The sequence below is a fragment of the Burkholderia pulmonis genome (assembly GCF_984667975.1).
In genome coordinates, this window is sequence record NZ_OZ480187.1 from 347,083 (window position 1) to 364,417 (window position 17,335).

16 protein-coding genes are annotated in these 17,335 nt (G+C 66.9%); 10 read left to right on the forward strand and 6 right to left on the reverse strand.

Annotation, left to right across the window (positions count from 1 at the left end; translation table 11 throughout):
* Positions 1-49: 49 nt before the first annotated feature.
* Positions 50-532 carry an Lrp/AsnC family transcriptional regulator gene (locus AC5LXK_RS18405; RefSeq protein WP_493392912.1) on the reverse strand — a complete coding sequence of 161 codons (483 nt, stop codon included), beginning with the start codon at positions 530-532 and terminating at the stop codon, positions 50-52.
* A 9-nt stretch (positions 533-541) separates the two neighbouring features.
* Here AC5LXK_RS18405 and AC5LXK_RS18410 point away from each other — a divergent pair, with 9 nt between their 5' ends.
* The 5 genes from AC5LXK_RS18410 to AC5LXK_RS18430 all read left to right on the forward strand — a co-directional run bounded on the left by AC5LXK_RS18410 (position 542) and on the right by AC5LXK_RS18430 (position 4,977).
* Complete coding sequence (locus AC5LXK_RS18410) at positions 542-1,789, forward strand: branched-chain amino acid ABC transporter substrate-binding protein (protein WP_493392913.1); 1,248 nt, start codon at positions 542-544, stop codon at positions 1,787-1,789.
* Positions 1,786-3,276: an aminotransferase class IV gene (locus AC5LXK_RS18415; RefSeq protein ID WP_493392914.1), complete on the forward strand. Its 1,491-nt coding sequence runs from the start codon at positions 1,786-1,788 to the stop codon at positions 3,274-3,276. The genes AC5LXK_RS18410 and AC5LXK_RS18415 overlap by 4 nt, the downstream gene beginning before the upstream one ends.
* A 130-nt stretch (positions 3,277-3,406) precedes the next feature.
* On the forward strand, positions 3,407-3,799 hold the full coding sequence (locus tag AC5LXK_RS18420) for a nuclear transport factor 2 family protein (protein WP_493392915.1): 393 nt from the start codon (positions 3,407-3,409) through the stop codon (positions 3,797-3,799).
* 79 nt (positions 3,800-3,878) lie between these two features.
* Positions 3,879-4,334, forward strand: a complete 456-nt coding sequence (locus tag AC5LXK_RS18425; RefSeq protein WP_493392916.1) for an RbsD/FucU family protein — start codon at positions 3,879-3,881, stop codon at positions 4,332-4,334.
* Positions 4,335-4,539: 205 nt separating this feature from the next.
* Entirely contained in the window at positions 4,540-4,977 is a 438-nt protein-coding gene (locus tag AC5LXK_RS18430) for a DoxX family protein (RefSeq protein WP_493392917.1), read from the forward strand.
* Between the two features lie 107 nt (positions 4,978-5,084).
* Here the strand turns inward: AC5LXK_RS18430 and AC5LXK_RS18435 are convergent, their stop codons facing one another.
* Positions 5,085-6,395: an MFS transporter gene (locus tag AC5LXK_RS18435; protein WP_493392918.1), complete on the reverse strand. Its 1,311-nt coding sequence runs from the start codon at positions 6,393-6,395 to the stop codon at positions 5,085-5,087.
* A 314-nt stretch (positions 6,396-6,709) separates the two neighbouring features.
* A complete protein-coding gene (locus AC5LXK_RS18440) occupies positions 6,710-7,888 on the reverse strand; it encodes a branched-chain amino acid ABC transporter substrate-binding protein (protein WP_493392919.1) in 1,179 nt (392 codons plus the stop codon).
* 584 nt (positions 7,889-8,472) lie between these two features.
* On the opposite strand from AC5LXK_RS18440, the gene AC5LXK_RS18445 reads away from it, so the two are divergent.
* The gene (locus AC5LXK_RS18445) at positions 8,473-9,267 is read left to right on the forward strand and encodes an AraC family transcriptional regulator (protein WP_006489480.1); all 795 of its coding nucleotides are present in this window, start codon (positions 8,473-8,475) and stop codon (positions 9,265-9,267) included.
* 86 nt (positions 9,268-9,353) lie between these two features.
* Here AC5LXK_RS18445 and AC5LXK_RS18450 read toward each other — a convergent pair whose 3' ends face one another.
* On the reverse strand, positions 9,354-9,617 hold the full coding sequence (locus tag AC5LXK_RS18450; RefSeq protein ID WP_069749186.1) for a hypothetical protein: 264 nt from the start codon (positions 9,615-9,617) through the stop codon (positions 9,354-9,356).
* Positions 9,618-9,905: 288 nt separating this feature from the next.
* The gene (locus tag AC5LXK_RS18455; protein ID WP_493392920.1) at positions 9,906-11,798 is read right to left on the reverse strand and encodes a bifunctional sugar phosphate isomerase/epimerase/4-hydroxyphenylpyruvate dioxygenase family protein; all 1,893 of its coding nucleotides are present in this window, start codon (positions 11,796-11,798) and stop codon (positions 9,906-9,908) included.
* A gap of 257 nt (positions 11,799-12,055) precedes the next feature.
* Here AC5LXK_RS18455 and aroQ point away from each other — a divergent pair, with 257 nt between their 5' ends.
* Genes aroQ through AC5LXK_RS18470 form a run of 3 tightly spaced genes read left to right on the forward strand, consistent with a single transcriptional unit; the run spans position 12,056 to position 14,738 of the window.
* The gene (gene aroQ, locus AC5LXK_RS18460; protein ID WP_493392921.1) at positions 12,056-12,511 is read left to right on the forward strand and encodes a type II 3-dehydroquinate dehydratase; all 456 of its coding nucleotides are present in this window, start codon (positions 12,056-12,058) and stop codon (positions 12,509-12,511) included.
* Positions 12,508-13,362: a shikimate dehydrogenase gene (locus AC5LXK_RS18465; RefSeq protein WP_493392922.1), complete on the forward strand. Its 855-nt coding sequence runs from the start codon at positions 12,508-12,510 to the stop codon at positions 13,360-13,362. The genes aroQ and AC5LXK_RS18465 overlap by 4 nt, the downstream gene beginning before the upstream one ends.
* A gap of 32 nt (positions 13,363-13,394) precedes the next feature.
* The gene (locus tag AC5LXK_RS18470; protein WP_493392923.1) at positions 13,395-14,738 is read left to right on the forward strand and encodes an MFS transporter; all 1,344 of its coding nucleotides are present in this window, start codon (positions 13,395-13,397) and stop codon (positions 14,736-14,738) included.
* 102 nt (positions 14,739-14,840) lie between these two features.
* Here the strand turns inward: AC5LXK_RS18470 and AC5LXK_RS18475 are convergent, their stop codons facing one another.
* Entirely contained in the window at positions 14,841-15,950 is a 1,110-nt protein-coding gene (locus AC5LXK_RS18475) for a 2-aminoethylphosphonate--pyruvate transaminase (protein WP_493392924.1), read from the reverse strand.
* Between the two features lie 260 nt (positions 15,951-16,210).
* Here AC5LXK_RS18475 and phnS point away from each other — a divergent pair, with 260 nt between their 5' ends.
* Complete coding sequence (gene phnS, locus AC5LXK_RS18480) at positions 16,211-17,302, forward strand: 2-aminoethylphosphonate ABC transporter substrate-binding protein (RefSeq protein WP_493392925.1); 1,092 nt, start codon at positions 16,211-16,213, stop codon at positions 17,300-17,302.
* Positions 17,303-17,335 lie beyond the last annotated feature (33 nt).

Here is a 17,335-nt window from a genome sequence, read left to right on the forward strand (position 1 = left end):
CCTTCGGGCGCCCGTTTTCGTTGGGGTGCGCGGCCGCGGCCGACGCGCGTCACTCGATGCCGATCGGCAGCGACAGTCCCACCTTCACGCGCGACATCACGACCATCGTCTCGAAGTGGCGGATGTTGTGGTGCTGCCGGAACACGCGCGTGGAAAATTCCTCGTAGTGGTCGATGTCGCGCATCGCGATCATCAGCACGAAATCGGCGCGGCCCGTTACCACGTAGCACTGCATGACTTCCGGCAGCGATTTCAGGAACCGCTTGAATTCGTCGAGCAGGTCGACCCGTTCGCGCTCGACCTGGACGAGCACGAGCATCGTCAGCGGGAGGCCGACCTTGTTCGGATCGACGACGGCAACGTCCTGCTGGATATAGCGCTCGTCGCGCAGCCGCTTCACGCGGCGCAGGCACGCGGGCGGGCTCAGTCCGATCTCGGCGGCGAGCGCCTGGTTGGTGACCTGGTTGTCGTGCTGGAGACGGGCGAGGATCCGCAGATCGAAGTCGTCGAGCGGCGCGGCAATGGAATTCATCGGATTTCCTTGCAAGAGAAAAAACGAAACAAATTCACGAATGAAGCCGCGCGATGTTTATCGGATTTCGTGACGGCTGCCGATAATCGTAGCATCCGTCAACGACGAAGCTGCGAGGAAATCATCATGCGTTCCCGACGTCTGCTGCTGGCGCTTGCGCCGCTTGTGCTGGCCGTTCCCGCGTTCGGCGCGGATACGGTCGTCGTGGGTTTTGCCGGGGCCCTCACGGGCGCGCAGGCGCATTTCGGCGAGGACAGCGCGCGCGGCATCCGGCTCGCGATCGACGAAATCAATGCGGGCCATCCGAGCGTTGCCGGGCACCCGTTCAGCTTCGTGCTCGACGCGCAGGACGACCAGGCCGACCCGAAGGTCGCGACGACGGTCGCGCAGCGCTTCGTCGACACGCACGTCAGCGCCGTGATCGGCCACCAGAACTCGGGGACGTCGATCGCCGTCGCGCGGCTCTACGCGACGGCGAACATCGCGGAGCTGACGCCGTCGGCCACCAATCCGGCGTTCACGCGCCTCGGCTATCGCACCACGTTCCGGATGCTCGCGAACGATGACTTCCTCGGGCAGGCCGTCGCCCGCTATGCGGTCGAGCAGCTGCACGCGCGCCGCATCGGCGTCGTCGACGATCGCACGGCATATGGGCAAGGCATCGCGGACGTGTTCGCCGGCGGGCTCGGGGCGGCGGGCGCGACCGTCGTCGCACGCGAATATACGACCGACAAGGCGTTCGACTTCGGCGCGCCGCTGACGCTGCTCAAGGGCAAGGCGCCCGATGCGATCTTCTTCGGCGGCATGGATACGCAGGGCGGGCCGATGCTCAGGCAGATGCGGAAGTTGCGGATTACCGCGCCGCTGTTGGGCGGCGACGGCCTGTGCACGCACGAGATCCTGAAGCTGGCCGGCGATGCGCTCGACGGCAATCTCGTGTGCGCGGACGGTGGCCGGAGCCTCGCGAAGATGCCGGGCGGCCCGGCCTTCGCCGCACGTTTTACGCAGAAATACGGCGCACCCGTGCAGCTTTATGCGCCCTATGCGTACGACGCGATGATGGCCATCTACCACGCCGTCATGCTCGCGCAGTCCACTGATCCTGCGAAGATCGTCGATGCATTGCATCGTGTCGACTTCCAGGGCGTGACCGGCCGGATTGCATTCGACGCGAACGGCGAGTTGCGCAATCCGGCGGCAACGATTTCGACGTTCAAAGGAGGTAACAAGGTGACTTTGTCGGAGGTGGTCAAATGAATACGCGGATTCTTCCCGTGGGCACGGCATCGCTGCGCGACGTCGCACGGCCGGTCGACGACGTTGCCGCTCCCGCGGTACGCGAAGCGGCAAGCGCACTGTGCGCGGCGCTGCGCGCGTTTCGCGACGAGCACGGCTTCGGTCGCGCGGTCGCCGCGCCGCAGATCGGCATCGGGCAGCGGATGATCGCGCTCGCGCTGGACGGCTGGCCCGACGTGATCGTGAACCCGGAGATCGTGTGGCGCAGCGACGCGCGGATGACGCTGTGGGACGACTGCATGTGCTTTCCGGACCTGTTCGTGCGCGTCGAGCGCCATGCGTCGGTGAGCGTGCGCTACACGACGCTGGACGGCGAGCCGCATCGGCGCGACGCCCTGTCGCCTGCCGAATCGGAGCTGATGCAGCACGAGATCGATCACCTTGACGGCAAGCTGTCGTTCGATCGCGCGGCGGGGCCGAATGCGGTCGTGCATCGCAGCGTGTTCGATGCCGATCCCCCGTCGTTCGCCGCGCAGGTCGACTACACGCCGAACGCTCCCGGGGAGATGCACATGGCGCCGCATGGCATTCCGTCCGTCGAGGCTTCTGCGTTTCCGCAGGGCGCCGCCTACATGAATGGCCGCTTCATCCCGATCGCCGACGCGCGCGTGTCGGTGCTCGACTGGGGTTTCCTGCATTCCGATGTCACATACGACACCGTGCACGTATGGAACGGTCGTTTCTTCCGGCTCGACCAGCACATCGCGCGGTTCAGGCGCTCGCTGGCGAGGCTGCGGCTGAATGTGTCGCTCGGCGACGACGCGCTTCGCGACATCCTCGTCGAATGCGTGCGCCGCTCGGGCCTGCGCAACGCGTACGTCGAGATGCTGTGTACGCGCGGCGTGTCACCCACCTTCAGTCGCGACCCGCGCGACGCCGTGAACCAGTTCATCGCGTTCGCGGTGCCGTACGGCTCGGTCGCGAACGAGCGGCAGCTGCGCGAGGGCCTGCACCTGCACGTGATCGACGACGTGCGGCGGATTCCGCCCGAATCGGTCGATCCGCAGATCAAGAACTACCACTGGCTCGACCTCGTCGCGGGGCTGCTGAAGGGCTATGACGCGGGCGCGGAGTCGGTCGTGCTGAAGTGCACGGACGGCAGCATTGCGGAGGGGCCCGGGTTCAACGTATTCGTCGTGCACGGCGGCCGGCTGCGGACGCCCGACCGCGGCGTGCTGCACGGCATCACGCGACAGAGCGTGTTCGAGCTGGCGGCGTCGATGGACCTCGACGCGCAGGCCGCGCGCATCGACGACACGCACCTGCGTGACGCGGACGAAGTGTTCATCACGTCGACGGCCGGCGGGATCATGCCCGTCACGCGGCTGAACGGCGCGGCGATTGGCGACGGCCGGCCGGGCCCGGTGACGCGCCGGCTGTTCGACGCGTACTGGGCGAAGCACGAGGATCCGGCGTGGAGCCTGGCGGTGGAGTACGCGGCCGGCTGATCGCGGCGGTGCGGGCGCGATTTCCTTACCTCGTACGTAATCGACCGCCCGCGCGAGCCCGGCGACGATAGCGGCACGCGGACCCGAAACGTTCGCGACATCGTCCCTCACCGACACAAGGAGCCTCGCCATGAACACCGCCCAATCCGCTTCGTCCGTTCACGCCGACCTGATCGACCGCTACTTCGACGCCTGGAACGAACCCGACGCCGCGCGCCGCCGCACGCTGATCGATGCGACCTACGCGAGCGACGCGGCGTACCGCGATCCGCTGATGGCCGGCGACGGCCATGCGGGCATCGACACGATGATCGCGGCCGTGCAGGAACGCTTCCCCGCCTACCGCTTCCGCCGCACGACCGACGTCGACGCATTCGGCCAGCACCTGCGGTTCTCGTGGGCGCTCGTGTCGCCCGAAGGCGCGGCGATCGTGAAGGGCTCGGATTTCGGCACCGTCGATGCATCGGGCCGCCTCGCGTCGATCACGGGTTTCATCGACGAAATGCCGGCCGCGGCGTCGTGACGCGAGCGACGCATGCGCAGCGGCCGCCGGGATCGGGTAACGTTATGCGGTTTGTTCCTGATCCCGGAGACTAGCCGACATGCTGAAGAATCTCGACCCGCTGCTGCACGCCGACATCCTGCACACGCTGCGCGCGATGGGCCATGGTGACGACATCGCGATCTGCGATGCGAATTTCCCCGCGGAATCCGTCGCGGAGCACACGGTGGTCGGCCGCGCGCTGCGGATCGACGGCGCCGATTCGGCGCGCGTCGTGCGCGCGGTGCTGTCCGTGCTGCCGCTCGACACGTTCGTCGACACGCCCGCGTGGCGGATGGAAGTCGTCGGCGATGCCGTGACGGTGCCGCCCGTGCAGCGCGAAGTGCAGGCCGAGATCGACCGCGCGGAAGGGCGCGCGGTGCCGCTCGCGGGCATCGACCGTTTCGCGTTCTACGAGCGCGCGCAGCAGGCGTACGCGGTGATCGTCACCGGCGAGCTGCGCGGCTACGGCTGCTTCATCTTCAAGAAAGGCGTGCTGTTGAGCGACGCGGGCTAAACGCCGCTTTTTCCGCTTTTTCGTGCCGCCGCCAGCGGGCCGCGCGGCGGCCGCCGTGTAAAGATTTGCTACAACCTTTTTCTTGGACACGGCCGAAAGACCCTCTATTCTGGCCCATTTACCGCGGGCCCCGCAGGGTCGCGCGGCCTCGAGCCGCACGGGTGTGCCCCGTGCAGCCGGCCGAATTGCATATGAGGAGAGAGGCATGACGCGTTCCGTCGATTCCGGCGTCATTTTTTTCGCACGCCTGGCGCTGGCGGCGTTGTTCCTGTGGGGCGGCATCATGAAGCTGCTCGGCTACAGCGATTTCGTCGCGTATCTGCACGCGCTGAACGTGCCCTATCAACAGGTCGTCGCGCCGATCGTCGTTGCGATCGAGGGGCTCGGCGGCCTGCTGCTGATCGTCGGCTACAAGGTGCGGCCGCTCGCGCTGCTGATGGCGGTCTATACGATCGCGACCGCGATGGTCGGGCACAATTTCTGGGACGCGACGAACGCCGCCGTCCAGCACGACATGGTGATTCACTTCTGGAAGAACGTCGCGATCGCCGGCGGTTTCCTGCTGCTGTTCGTCACCGGCGCCGGCGGCGCGAGCATCGATGCGCTGCGCCGGCCGAGTTCGTCGTACGGCGTGCTGCGTTGAGCTGAGCCGATTCGCGCCGTCGCGCTGAAACAAGACAAAAGGGCCGAATCCCGCACGGTGCGGGATTCGGCCCTTTGTTCATGAAGCCGGCGCGTGCGCGCCGACGTTCAGCGTGCGTCCTTCAGGTCCTTCGCATCCTTCGAGAACTGCACGGCGATCGCGCCGAGCACGCAGATCGCCGCGACGTACACGACCGGCGCGAGCGGGTTCGACTTCATCATCAGCGACACGATCACCGGCGTGAGGCCGCCAAAGATCGCATACGCGACGTTGTACGAGAACGAGATGCCCGAGAAGCGCACGACGGCCGGGAAGCTCCTGACCATCACGAACGGCACCGCGCCGATCGTGCCGACCATGAAGCCGGCGATCCCGTAGTAGAGCGGCAGCGTCGATGCGTCGGCCGCGACCTGCACGAACAGCAGGTAGTAGCACGCGGCCAGCCCGATGCCGCCGATGCCGAGCACGCTCCTCGCACCGATCCGGCCCGCGAGCGACCCGGCGGTGATGCAGCCGGCCGTCAGGCACAGCGTCGCGATGCTGTTCGCGAACAGCGTCGTCGCGGGCGTCAGGTGGAACTGCTTCTGCAGCAGTGCCGGCGTCATCAGGATCACGACGACGATGGCGGCCGACAGCATCCACGTGAGCAGCATCGACACGATCACCGCGCGGCCGTGGTCGCGCAATACGGCCTTCAGCGGAATTTCGGCCGCGAGCGCCTTCTTCGCCTTCATCTCGGCGAACACCGGCGTTTCGTGCAGCCAGCGGCGCAGGTACACGGAGAACAGCCCGAACACGCCGCCGAGCAGGAACGGGATGCGCCACGCGAACGCACCGACTTCGGCGGCCGAGTAGCGGCTGTTGATGCCGGCCGCGACGAGCGAGCCGAGCAGGATGCCGGCCGTGAGGCCCGCGGTCAGCGTGCCGCAGGCGTAGCCGATGTGACGCGACGGCACGTGCTCGGACACGAACACCCACGCGCCCGGCACTTCGCCGCCGACCGCCGCGCCCTGCAGCACGCGGAACAGCAGCAGCAACACCGGCGCGAGGATGCCGATCGTGTCGTAGGTCGGCAGCAGGCCCATCAGCAGCGTCGGCACCGACATCATCAGCACGCTCAGCGTGAACATCCGCTTGCGGCCGAACAGGTCGCCGAAGTGCGCCATGATCACGCCGCCGAGCGGGCGGGCGAGATAGCCGGCCGCGAAGATGCCGAACGTCTGCAACTGGCGCAGCCAGTCGGGAATGTCGTGCGGGAAGAAGAGTTGTCCTATCGCGGGGGCGAAGAACACGAAGATGATGAAGTCGTAGAACTCGAGGGCGCCGCCGAGTGCGGCAAGGCCAAGGGTCTTGTAGTCGCTGCGCGTGAGCGCGCGTTCGGCGGCGCGAGGCACGCCGCTCAATTCGGAAGCTTGCATGGTCAGGACGATCGGTTTTCGAATGTTGTTGTCGGTGCTGCGTCTCCAGGGCCCGCTATCGGCATGGACTGACAAGGCGCGGCTTGCATCGTCGAAGCGTGCCGCGTGCCGGGTGAGGCACGAAACACGCGCCGCCGCACCGGGATGGGGCGCGGCGGAGACGAAGCGTCAAAGCGGGTTGGGGGATTCTACAGGAGCGCGAAATGCGTGCGCGCGGGTGCGCGCCGAGGACGGCTTCGGACCAGGCGGCCGAAGCGCGCGCGGCGCGGGCGGCCGGTGAGCCGCTTGCGCGCCGCGCGGGGCAGGGCTGCGTATCAGTTGCCGGCGATCGTATCGACCGGCTTGAACGCACCGTGCTCGACCTTGTAGATCGTCACGGGCGCATCCCTCAGGTCGCCCTTCGCGTCGTACGCGATGCTCGGGGCCGACACGCCCTTGATCGACACCTTGCCGAGATACGGCGTGTACACCTTCGGATCGGTCGAGTTCGCATCCTTCATCGCGGTGAGCAGCGCGATCGTGCCGTCATACGAGTACGGCGAGTAGGTGATCACGTCCTCGTTGAAGCGCGCCTTGTAGCGTGCCGCGTAGCCGGAGAAGCCCGGCATCTTTTCCTTCGGCAGCCCGCCCATGTAGACGATCGCGCCTTCGGCCGCTTCGCCGCCGACCTTCAGGAACGTCGGCGAACGCGACATCTCGCCCGTCACGAATGCCGACTTCATCCCGAGTTGCCGCATCTTGCGGATCATCGGCGACGATTGCGCATCGCCGCCGCCGTAGAAGATCGCGTCCGGATTGACGCCCTTCAGGTTGGTCAGGATCGCGGAGAAGTCGAGCGCCTTGTCGTTCGTGAAGTCGCGCTTCACGATCGTGCCGCCTGCCGCTTCCACGGCTTTCGCGAATTCGTCGGCGATGCCCTGGCCGTAGGCCGTGCGGTCGTCGATGATCGCGATGCGCTTGAAGCGCAGCGTCTTCACCGCGTACGTGCCGACGATGCGGCCTGCCTGCGCGTCGCTCGTCAGCAGCCGGTAGGTCGTCTTGTAGCCGCGCGCGGTGTATTGCGGCGACGTCGCCATCGAGATCTGCGGCAGCCCCGCGCGATCGTACAGGTCGGACGCGGGAATGCTGGTGCCCGAGTTGAAGTGGCCGATGATCCCGCGGACGTTGTCGTCGATCAGCCGCTGCGCGACGGTCGTGCCGGTGCGCGGGTCGGCCTGGTCGTCCTGCGAATCGAGCTGGAACGTGACGGGCTTGCCGCCGATCGTCGGATGCGTCGCGTTGAAATCGGCGATCGCGAGCTGCACGCCTTTCTGCATGTCCGTGCCGTAATTCGACTGCGGGCCGGTCAGCGGTGCGGCGAAACCGATCTTGACGACGTCGGCGGCGATGGCGTGCGCGCCCGACAGTGCGCAGGCAGCGGCCAGCGCGACGTGCGATACCTTCAGCTTCACTTTCACTTCCCCTTGATGGCGTGGTTGGGCCGCCGCCGGCATGCGGGCCGGCGCCGGTAAACCGGGCGAGACGTATCGGTCGGCAGGCCGGATGCGAGGGCCGTGCAGGTTTGCCGCGTGCTGCCCGCGCTGTGCAGGAATCGGCGTGTGCGACGGCGGATGCGGCGGGCCGTGCGTGCCGATTGCTGCAGCGGCGGGATGTCGTCTCGTGACCGTGAAGCGAAGTCTAGATAGCGAAAATGCGGGCGTCTTGCGCGTTCGGTGCGTGGCCGGCGACGATATCGGCATATCGTCGATAACCCTGATATGTGCCGAAATCGTCATGGGGAATGCGCAAACGCGCCAAGACGCGAGGCATGCGCATTTTTAGGATGGTGGATTCGGGGGCGTGATGCCGATGTGCCTGTGTGATGTGCCGACAGCGGTGGAAGCGGAACGGCTGCCGGTCGCGCCCGCGCTTCACGGTGGTTGTGCGCGCAACCTGTGTTGCCGGCCGATGGCGCCGATCGGGATGTGCGACATGCCGGCCGCCACCGCCAGCTAGCCTGCCCCGCGCTCGGCGCGCCGCGATCGAAGGGGCGCTTCTATAATCGACGCCATCTGCCACTCGCTTCGCGGTTGCCGGGATGACGACCTTGCTTGCCGTACCGCCCATGAGCCTGTCCGACACGTTGCGCTACCAGCCCGACAACGCCGATCTCGGCGCGATGCTCGTGCACTTCCGCCTGCTCGAACCGGTGTTCGACGCGCTGCCGGACGTTGCGTTCTTCGTGAAGGATGCGAGCGGTCGCTACGCGATCGTCAATCGCACGCTGGCGATGCGCTGCGGCTACAAGGACAAGCGCGACCTGCTCGGCAAGACGGCCGACGAAGTGTTTCCGCGCCGCTTCGGCCGCAGCTATTTCGAGCAGGACATGGCGACGATCAACGCCGGCCAGCAACTGATGGACCAGCTCGAGCTGCACCTGTATCCGGGCCGCCAGCCGGGCTGGTGCCTGACCTGCAAGGAGCCGCTGCGCGACGCCGCGGGCAGGGTGGTCGGCCTCGCGGGCATCTCGCGCGACCTGAAGGCGCACGAAGGCTCGCACCCGGCGTACAGCCGGCTCGCCGACGTGGTCCAGCACATCCAGGATCACTACGTGCAGCCGCTGAACCTGAAGCAGCTCGCGCAGATGGCCGGAATGTCGGTCGCGCAGCTCGAACGCTACTTCCACAAGGTGTTTCACCTGACGCCGCGCCAGGTGCTGCTGAAGACGCGGCTCGATGCGGCCACCGCGCTGCTCGTCACGCACGACAAGGTGACCGACGTCGCGGCGCTATGCGGCTATACGGATCACAGCGCGTTCACGCGCCAGTTCAAGGCGACGGTCGGCGTGACGCCGACGGAATACCGGCTGATGCTGCAGGAGCGGGCAGGGTGAAGCGACTCGCCGGCCAGGCCGGCGCGTCGCGGGAATCGGGGTGTTGCGGGGAAACCGGAAAACGGGGAATGGGTGAAAACGGCGGCTCAGCGGTAGCCGAGCCCTTTCAGGACGGCCGTGCCGTCTTCGGTCAGTCGGAAGCTGGGTGCCGTATCGGCGTCGAGCTTGACCATCTCGACGAGACCGGCTTCCTGCAGCGCAGGCAGTTCGGGTTTGGCGTTCGCGCCGATCGGGGCATGCAGCAGCACGAGCAGCGTCGCGATTTCATGATGACTGAGCAGGCGGCGCAGCATCGTCTTCTTGGCAGGGGGCGCGGCCGGGCGGCCCGCGGGTGCTTCTACGGCGCTCATCGCTTTCCTCCATTTCGAGATAACCATCGGGTACTGGTTGCGGATGGTGCCGTCGAAGACTTAAGCGATTCTTAAAACCATGGTGGTCGGAGGAATGCTGCGCTGCGATATGGGTTACGGGATGTAACGCCATGTGCGGCGCGGCTTCCGGCCCGATTGCGGCCGGCCGCGCGGGCGGGTCCGCGCCGCTCGATTCACCACGATGGTGCGTCGACGAATGTGGATTTTTGTACCGGCGGCGAGAAACCGGCACGGTCCAGCCCTCAAACGCGGATTTTCATCCTCCCCTTATTTCCGCCGCTGCGCCTGCGCGGCGAGCCGTACGGCCGCATTGGTCGCGCCGTAGCCGTCGTACCCGCCGCGCCGCTCGACGATCTCGAGCGAAAAGCGGTTGTCGACCAGTTCGGTATACGCGTGCAGGAATTCGCCGCCGTGCTCGTCGCGGTCATACAGCAGGTGGTGCGCGCTCAACGTGTCGATCAACTCGTCCGGCAGCGCGTAGCGCGCGGCGAGATCGTCGTAGTAATTGGCCGGAATGCGCAGGAACGGTACGCCGTCGGCCGCGAATGCGGCGACCGTCTTCACGATGTCGTCCGTGCGGAACGCGACGTGGTTCAGCCCCGTGCCGTGGTAGCGGTCGAGCGATTCGGCGACGGCCGTGTGACGGTCGACCGATGCGTTAAGCGCGATCCGCACCGAGCCGTCGGCGCTGCGCACCGCGCGGCTGCGCATCAGTCCGTACGGGTCGGGCACAAGCCAGCTGCGCTCGGCTTCGAAGCCGAACGCCGTCTTGAAGAACAGGATCCACGTGTCGAGCGCATCGGCCGGCAGCGCGAGGCACACATGGTCGATCCCCGTCAGCGGGCCGACTTCGCTCGGGCCGTCGATGTCGGTCAGCACGAAGTCCGATTCATACAGCGTCGGCGCGTTCGGCGCCTCGTCGACGAAATACTCGAGGCTGCCGTCCGGCGCCTGCACGCCCGGCAACACGCGCTCGTTCGGGCCGACGCGGCCGGAGAACGGCGCATAGCCGAAGCCGGCCGCGCGTTCGAACGCCACTTTCGCGTCGTCGACGCGGAATGCCGACGCGCACAGCGACAGCCCGTGCTGCTGGAAGAACGCATCGGCGAACGAGTCGCGCTCGGCGTTCAGCACGATCGAGGCGGCGCCGTGCTGGAACAGCGTCACGTCTTTCGAGCGGTGCCGGCCGGCGAGCCGGAAGCGCATCCGGCCGAGCCATTCGCCGACGGTCGCCGCCGCCTGTGCGTCGACCGCGAATTCGATGAACTGGAACCCGACGTGCGCGGGCGGCGCGGGCGGTGCGAACAGCGGCTGGCCGGCGGCCGGCGCGCGGCCGTCCTGTACGAGCCGCGTGCGCGTCACCTCTTCCAGATAGAGCAGCGAACGATGGCCGTCGGCGGCCGTGATCGCGGTCGGCGCCGCGCGGAAGCCGTCGTTGAAGATCTCGAGCGACAGCGGCCCCGTATAGCCCGACTCGATCACGCGTGCGGTGAAGCGTGCGAGGTCGAAGTCGCCCTGGCCCGGGAACGAGCGGTAGTGGCGGCTCCATTCGAGCACGTCCATCGCGAGCTTCGGCGCGTCGGCGATCTGCACGAATGCGATGCGGTCGCCGGGAATGTCGGCGATCGCGTCCGGCGAATCGTCGAGCGACAGCGTGTGGAAGCTGTCGAGCGCGAGGCCGAGGTGCGGGCTGTTCACCGCATTCACGAGCTTCCACGCATGGCCGTACCGCTTGACGGCGCGTCCCCACGCGAGCGCTTCGTACGCGGCGACCACGCCGGCCTGCCGCGCGGCTTCGGCGAGTGCGCCGAGCTGGTCGACGAGCAGTCCGTCGTCGGCGATCGTGTCGGCCGACACGTTGCTGCAGACGAGGATGCGGTCGGTGCCGAGCGCATGCATCACGTCGAACTTGCGCTTGATGCGGTCGAGATTGCGCGCGAGCTGGGCCGCGCTCACCCCCTCGAAGTCGCGAAACGGCTGGAACAGCACGATGTCGAGACCGAGATCGGCGGCCATGCGCCGGACGTCGGCCGGCGATCCGTCGAAGTAGACGAGGTCGTTTTCGAAGATTTCGACGCCGTCGAAGCCTGCGGCCTGGATGGCGGCGAGCTTCTCGGCGAGCGTGCCGGACAGTGACACGGTGGCGATCGAGCGCTGCATGGGCGATTCCTGCGGATGAGCGGGGCATGGCGTCGGTCGAGCCGGTCCTGAATGGACCAGTCGTTGAGTTTTGAATGCACGCCATATCCCGCATTTACTGGGCTGGTGATGCGTATTGTACAAACTAACTAGATGGTACAAATTAGCGAAAACCCGGAAAGACAGCCCGGATGCATGGGCGCACACTAGCGCCAAATTCCGATGTCTTCGGGGCGGCGCCGATCCTGGTCCGCCCCTGTTTCAGGAGCAGAATCACCATGAGCAAGCACAAGGTGCTGGTGCTGAACGGCCCGAACCTGAATCTGCTGGGCACACGCGAACCCGATATCTACGGTGCGGAAACGCTCGCCGACGTCGAGCAGCGCTGCCGCACGGCAGCCGAACGGCTCGGGCTGGAAATCGAGTTCCGCCAGTCGAACGCCGAGCATCAGCTGATCGACTGGCTGCATGCCGCACGTCACGACACACACGGCATCGTGATCAACCCGGCCGCCTATACGCATACGTCGGTCGCGCTGGCCGACGCGCTTTCCGCGATCGCGAAGCCGGTGATCGAGGTGCATATCTCGAACGTGCATCGCCGCGAGGCGTTCCGTCACCATTCGTACGTGTCGGCGGTCGCCGAAGCCGTGATCTGCGGCTGCGGCACCGAAGGCTATGTGTTCGCGCTGCAGCGTCTCGCGACGCTGTTCGCGCAGGGAGCCGCACGATGAGCCGCCCGTCGTTTCTGATCGGCCTGATCGGCCAGGGCATCGGCGGTTCGCTGTCGCCCGCGATGCACGAGGAAGAAGGTTTCCGCCAGGGCTTCGGTTACGTGTACCGGCGCATCGACCTCGACGCGCTCGGCGTGACCGTCGATGCGCTGCCGCAACTGCTCGATGCCGCGCAGCGGATGGGCTACAACGGGCTGAACATCACGCACCCGTGCAAGCAGCGCGTGATCGAACACCTCGACGCGCTGTCGGACGACGCGCGTGCACTCGGCGCGGTGAACACCGTGCTGTTCAAGGACGGCAAGCGGATCGGCCACAACACCGACTGGTCGGGCTTCGCGAAATCGTTCCGCCGCGGGTTGCCCGACGCGAAGCTCGACAGCGTCGTCCAGCTCGGCGCCGGCGGCGCGGGCGCGGCCGTCGCGCACGCGGCACTGCAGATGGGGGCGGCCGAACTGACGATCTTCGATGTCGACGGCACGCGTGCCGCCGCGCTCGCGGCCGAACTGCAGCAGCGCTTCCCCGCCGCGCGGGTCGCGCCGGGCGGCGATCTGGCGGCCGCGATGCGCGCCGCGACAGGCCTGATCCACGCAACGCCGACCGGCATGACCAAGCACCCGGGCCTGCCGCTGCCGGCCGAGCTGCTCCATGCGGGCATGTGGGTGGCCGACATCGTGTATTTCCCGCTCGAAACCGAACTGATCCACGCCGCGCGCGCGGCCGGCTGCGCCACGCTGCCGGGCGGCGGAATGGCCGTCTACCAAGCCGTCGACGCGTTCGAGATCTTCACCGGGCGCACGCCCGACGCCGAGCGGATGTTCGATCACTTTCAGTCGCTCGTCGCGCGCTGACCCTTTACAGAAAGAGAGACCAGGAGACGACCATGCAGCACACCACCCACACGAGCGCCGCGCCCGCGCAGGCGGCCGGTACGGTCCGGCGCACGTCGGCGCGCTACAAGATCCTCGCGCTGCTCGCGATCGGCACGATGATCAACTATCTCGACCGCACCGTGCTGGGGGTGGCTGCGCCGCAGCTCACCAAGGAGCTCGGCATCAACGCGGCCGTGATGGGCATCATGTTTTCCGCGTTTTCGTGGACGTACGTGGCGGCGCAGGTGCCCGGCGGCCTCTTTCTCGACCGGTTCGGCAGCAAGGTCACCTATTACTGGTCGATGACTTTGTGGTCGCTGTGCACGTTCCTGCAGGGCTTCGTGCCCGGCGTCGGGACGCTGCTCGCGTGCCGCCTCGGGCTCGGCGTCGCGGAGGCGCCGTGCTTCCCGACCAACAGCCGCGTCGTCGCGACGTGGTTCCCGCAGAACGAGCGCGCGATGGCGACGGGCACCTATACCGTCGGCGAATACATCGGCCTCGCGTTCTTCAGCCCGGTGCTGTTCGCGCTGATGGGCGCATTCGGCTGGCGCTCGCTGTTCTGGGTCGTCGGCACGATCGGCATCGTGTTCGGCCTGGTCTGGTGGAAGTTCTATCACGAGCCGCGCAACCATCCGGCCGCGAACTCGGAGGAGCTGGCGTACATCGAAGCGGGCGGCGGGCTGGTGCACGGCGTGCGCAAGGACGGCGACAAGGGCGGCAAGGGTGCGCAGAAGTCGTTCAGCTGGGCGATGGCCGGCCAGCTGCTGAAGAAGCGCCAGCTTGCGGGCATCTGCCTCGGCCAGTTCGCCGGCAACTCGACGCTCGTGTTCTTCCTGACCTGGTTCCCGACCTACCTCGCCACCGAGCGCCACATGGGCTGGCTGAAGATCGGTTTCTTCGCGGTGATGCCGTTCATCGCCGCGTCGGTCGGCGTGATGTTCGGCGGCATCTTCTCCGACTGGCTGCTGCGCCGCGGCAAGTCCGCGAACCTCGCGCGCAAGCTGCCGATCATCGCGGGCCTGCTGCTCGCGTCGACGATCATTCTCGCGAACTACGTGAAGAGCAACGAGGCCGTGATCGCGATCATGTCGGTTGCGTTCTTCGCGCAGGGGATGGCCGCGCTCGGCTGGACGCTCGTATCGGACATCGCACCGGACGGCCTGCTCGGCGTGACGGGCGGCATCTTCAACTTCGCGGCGAACCTCGCGGGCATCGTCACGCCGCTCGTCGTCGGCTTCATCGTCGCGTCGACCGGCTCGTTCGTCGGTGCGCTCGTGTTCATCGGCGTGATCGCGCTGGTCGGTGCGCTGTCGTACATCTTCGTCGTCGGCGACATCAAGCGGATCGAACTGTAAGCATCGGCTCCACGCACATTCAGTGCGTTCGCCCGGCGGCCGGTTGGCCGCCGGGCTTTTTTGTTTGTGCGGGCCGGCGCGTGGGCCGGCTTGTCGGCAGCGTTATGCGCGCTGCACGGCGATGCCGAGCGATTCGACCGCCTGCGCGATTGCCGCGACCGCGCGCCGGATATCGCTCGCATCGATCGCGCCGATACAACCGACGCGGAACGTCTCGAGCTGCGTGAGCTTGCCCGGATACAGGACGAAGCCCGCATCGCGCACCGCGTCGTAGAAGCGGCGGAAATCGTAGGCCGGATGGTCGGGCGCGTGGAACGTGACGATCACCGGCGCCTGCACGCTCGCGTCGAGGAACGGCACGAAGCCGAGCGCGCGCATCGATTCGACCAGCGTCCGGCAGTTGTCCGCGTAGCGCGCGCCGCGCGCCGGCTGGCCGCCTTCGGCGAGGTACTGGTCGAGCGCCGCACGCAGCGCGGCGATCACGTGCGTCGGCGGCGTGAAGCGCCACTGGCCCGTCTTGCGCAGGTACGCGTACTGATCGTGGAGATCGAGCGCGAGCGATGGTGAGTTGCCTTCGCAGGCGTCGAGCGCGTCGCGCCGCACGATCGCGAACCCCATCCCCGGCACGCCTTCGAGGCATTTGCCGCTCGCCGAGATCAGCGCGTCGATGCCGCTGTCCGCGAGCGCGATCGGCAGCGCGCCGAACGAACTCATCGCATCGACGATCAGCCCCTTGCCGTGGCGCCGGCACGCGGCCGCGATTGCATCGAGCGGATTCAGGATCCCGGCGCTCGTTTCCAGGTGCACGAGCGCGACGTGCGTGATGCGCGGCTCGCGCGCGAACGCGGCTTCGACGGCTGCGGCGTCGACGGCCGCGTCCTCGCCGAACGGCAGCGCGATCGCGTCGATGCCGAGCCGGCCGAGGATCTTCAGGATGCGCGCGCAATACGCGCCGTTGTCGGGCACGAGCACGACGCCGTCGCGCGGCACCAGCGTGCCGAGCGCGGCTTCGACCGAGAACGTGCCGCTCCCCTGCATCGGCACGCAGACGTACTCGTCTCCGCCTTTCGCGATCGCGACGAGGTCGGCGCAGACGCTGGCCGTCAGCTGATTGAAAGCGGTGTCCCACGAACCCCAGTCATGTTGCATTGCGTGGCGTGTTGTGGCGGACGTGGTGAGCGGGCCGGGCGTGAGCAGGATCGGGTCGGACATGGTTTTTCTCCAGCAGAGGTCGAACGAAACACCGGACGGTATTTCTGAATGACTTGCATGATATTGGCAAAATGTGTCATTTTTTGGAAATTGTGGCATTCGTCACGGGTTTGTCATCGAACGCTGTGATCCTTCGGTTGCCGCGCGAAACCCAGCTTCAGCGCGGCAGCGCGGCAGGCCGTCGATCGGCGCTGCCCGGAGATAACAGGAGAGCCGGATCGTGCCCCGGCCGTTTGGTGTTCCGCCTACGGAGAAGTGAGATGACACTGCAGAAACCCTCGCGCGCCGCTGCCGGCGCGTTCCGCAAGCTCGCGCTGGCCGCCTGTGCCGCCGGTCTGCTGCAAGGTGCCGCGATGCCGGCGCATGCGGCAAACGCGGTCGTGCTGTACACGGCGGACGGTCTCGAGAACCTCTATCGCGATGTGCTGCCGGCCTTCGAGAAGAAGGAAGGCGTCAAGGTCAACATCGTGACGGCAGGTAGCGGCGAGGTCGTGAACCGCGCGAACATCGAGAAGAATTCCCCGAAGGCCGACGTGATCGTCACGCTGCCGCCGTTCATCCAGCAAGCCGGCCAGATGGGCCTGCTGCAGCCGTACCAGAGCGTGAACTACAAGAACGTGCCGGCCATCGCGAAGGCCGAGGACGGCACGTGGGCGACGTTCGTGAACAACTACTTCTCGTTCGCGATCAACCCGGACGTCGTGAAGAACCAGCCGAAGACGTTCGCCGACCTGCTGTCGCCGGCCTACGCCGGCAAGGTCGCGTACTCGAACCCGGCCACGGCCGGCGACGGGATGGCCGTGCTGATCCTGACGACGTCGCTGATGGGCGAGGACAAGGCATTCGACTACCTCGCGAAGCTGTCGCAGAGCGTGAAGTTCCACACGAAGGGCACGGGCTACCTGAACGTGCTGCTGTCGCGTAACGAGATCAGCGTCGCGAACGGCGATCTGCAGATGGACCTCGACGACGCCGAGCACGGCGCGCTGTCCGTCAAGCCGATCTTCCTGGCGGCGAAGGACGGCGACCAGCCGACCACGTTCCAGCTCCCGTACGGTATCGGCCTGATCAAGAGCGGCCCGAACCAGGACGCCGGCAAGAAGCTGATCGACTACCTGATGTCGACGGAAGTGCAGTCGAAGGTGCCGGACATGTACGGCATCCCGGGCCGCACGGACGTGCCGCTGGCCGGCAAGAACGGCGAAGCGGTCAAGAAGGCGATCGCGGGCGTGAAGCTGATCCCGGTCGACTGGACCCAGGTGATGGCGAAGAAGCCGGTGTGGATCGAGCGCTGGAAGAAGGACGTGATCGGCAGCTCGGGCAAGCAGCTCGACGTCGTCAAGCCGAAGTGATCGGCGCGCGCCGCCTGTATTAGTGAGCAAGAG

Bases quoted from the DNA above. Each gene is read 5' to 3' on its own strand.
- AC5LXK_RS18405 (WP_493392912.1), bottom strand. From the start codon at position 532: ATGAATTCCATTGCCGCGCCGCTCGACGACTTCGATCTGCGGATCCTC.
- AC5LXK_RS18415 (WP_493392914.1), top strand. From the start codon at position 1,786: ATGAATACGCGGATTCTTCCCGTGGGCACGGCATCGCTGCGCGACGTC.
- AC5LXK_RS18420 (WP_493392915.1), top strand. From the start codon at position 3,407: ATGAACACCGCCCAATCCGCTTCGTCCGTTCACGCCGACCTGATCGAC.
- AC5LXK_RS18425 (WP_493392916.1), top strand. From the start codon at position 3,879: ATGCTGAAGAATCTCGACCCGCTGCTGCACGCCGACATCCTGCACACG.
- AC5LXK_RS18430 (WP_493392917.1), top strand. From the start codon at position 4,540: ATGACGCGTTCCGTCGATTCCGGCGTCATTTTTTTCGCACGCCTGGCG.
- AC5LXK_RS18435 (WP_493392918.1), bottom strand. From the start codon at position 6,395: ATGCAAGCTTCCGAATTGAGCGGCGTGCCTCGCGCCGCCGAACGCGCG.
- AC5LXK_RS18440 (WP_493392919.1), bottom strand. From the start codon at position 7,888: ATGCCGGCGGCGGCCCAACCACGCCATCAAGGGGAAGTGAAAGTGAAG.
- AC5LXK_RS18445 (WP_006489480.1), top strand. From the start codon at position 8,473: ATGACGACCTTGCTTGCCGTACCGCCCATGAGCCTGTCCGACACGTTG.
- AC5LXK_RS18450 (WP_069749186.1), bottom strand. From the start codon at position 9,617: ATGAGCGCCGTAGAAGCACCCGCGGGCCGCCCGGCCGCGCCCCCTGCC.
- AC5LXK_RS18455 (WP_493392920.1), bottom strand. From the start codon at position 11,798: ATGCAGCGCTCGATCGCCACCGTGTCACTGTCCGGCACGCTCGCCGAG.
- aroQ (WP_493392921.1), top strand. From the start codon at position 12,056: ATGAGCAAGCACAAGGTGCTGGTGCTGAACGGCCCGAACCTGAATCTG.
- AC5LXK_RS18465 (WP_493392922.1), top strand. From the start codon at position 12,508: ATGAGCCGCCCGTCGTTTCTGATCGGCCTGATCGGCCAGGGCATCGGC.
- AC5LXK_RS18470 (WP_493392923.1), top strand. From the start codon at position 13,395: ATGCAGCACACCACCCACACGAGCGCCGCGCCCGCGCAGGCGGCCGGT.
- AC5LXK_RS18475 (WP_493392924.1), bottom strand. From the start codon at position 15,950: ATGTCCGACCCGATCCTGCTCACGCCCGGCCCGCTCACCACGTCCGCC.
- phnS (WP_493392925.1), top strand. From the start codon at position 16,211: ATGACACTGCAGAAACCCTCGCGCGCCGCTGCCGGCGCGTTCCGCAAG.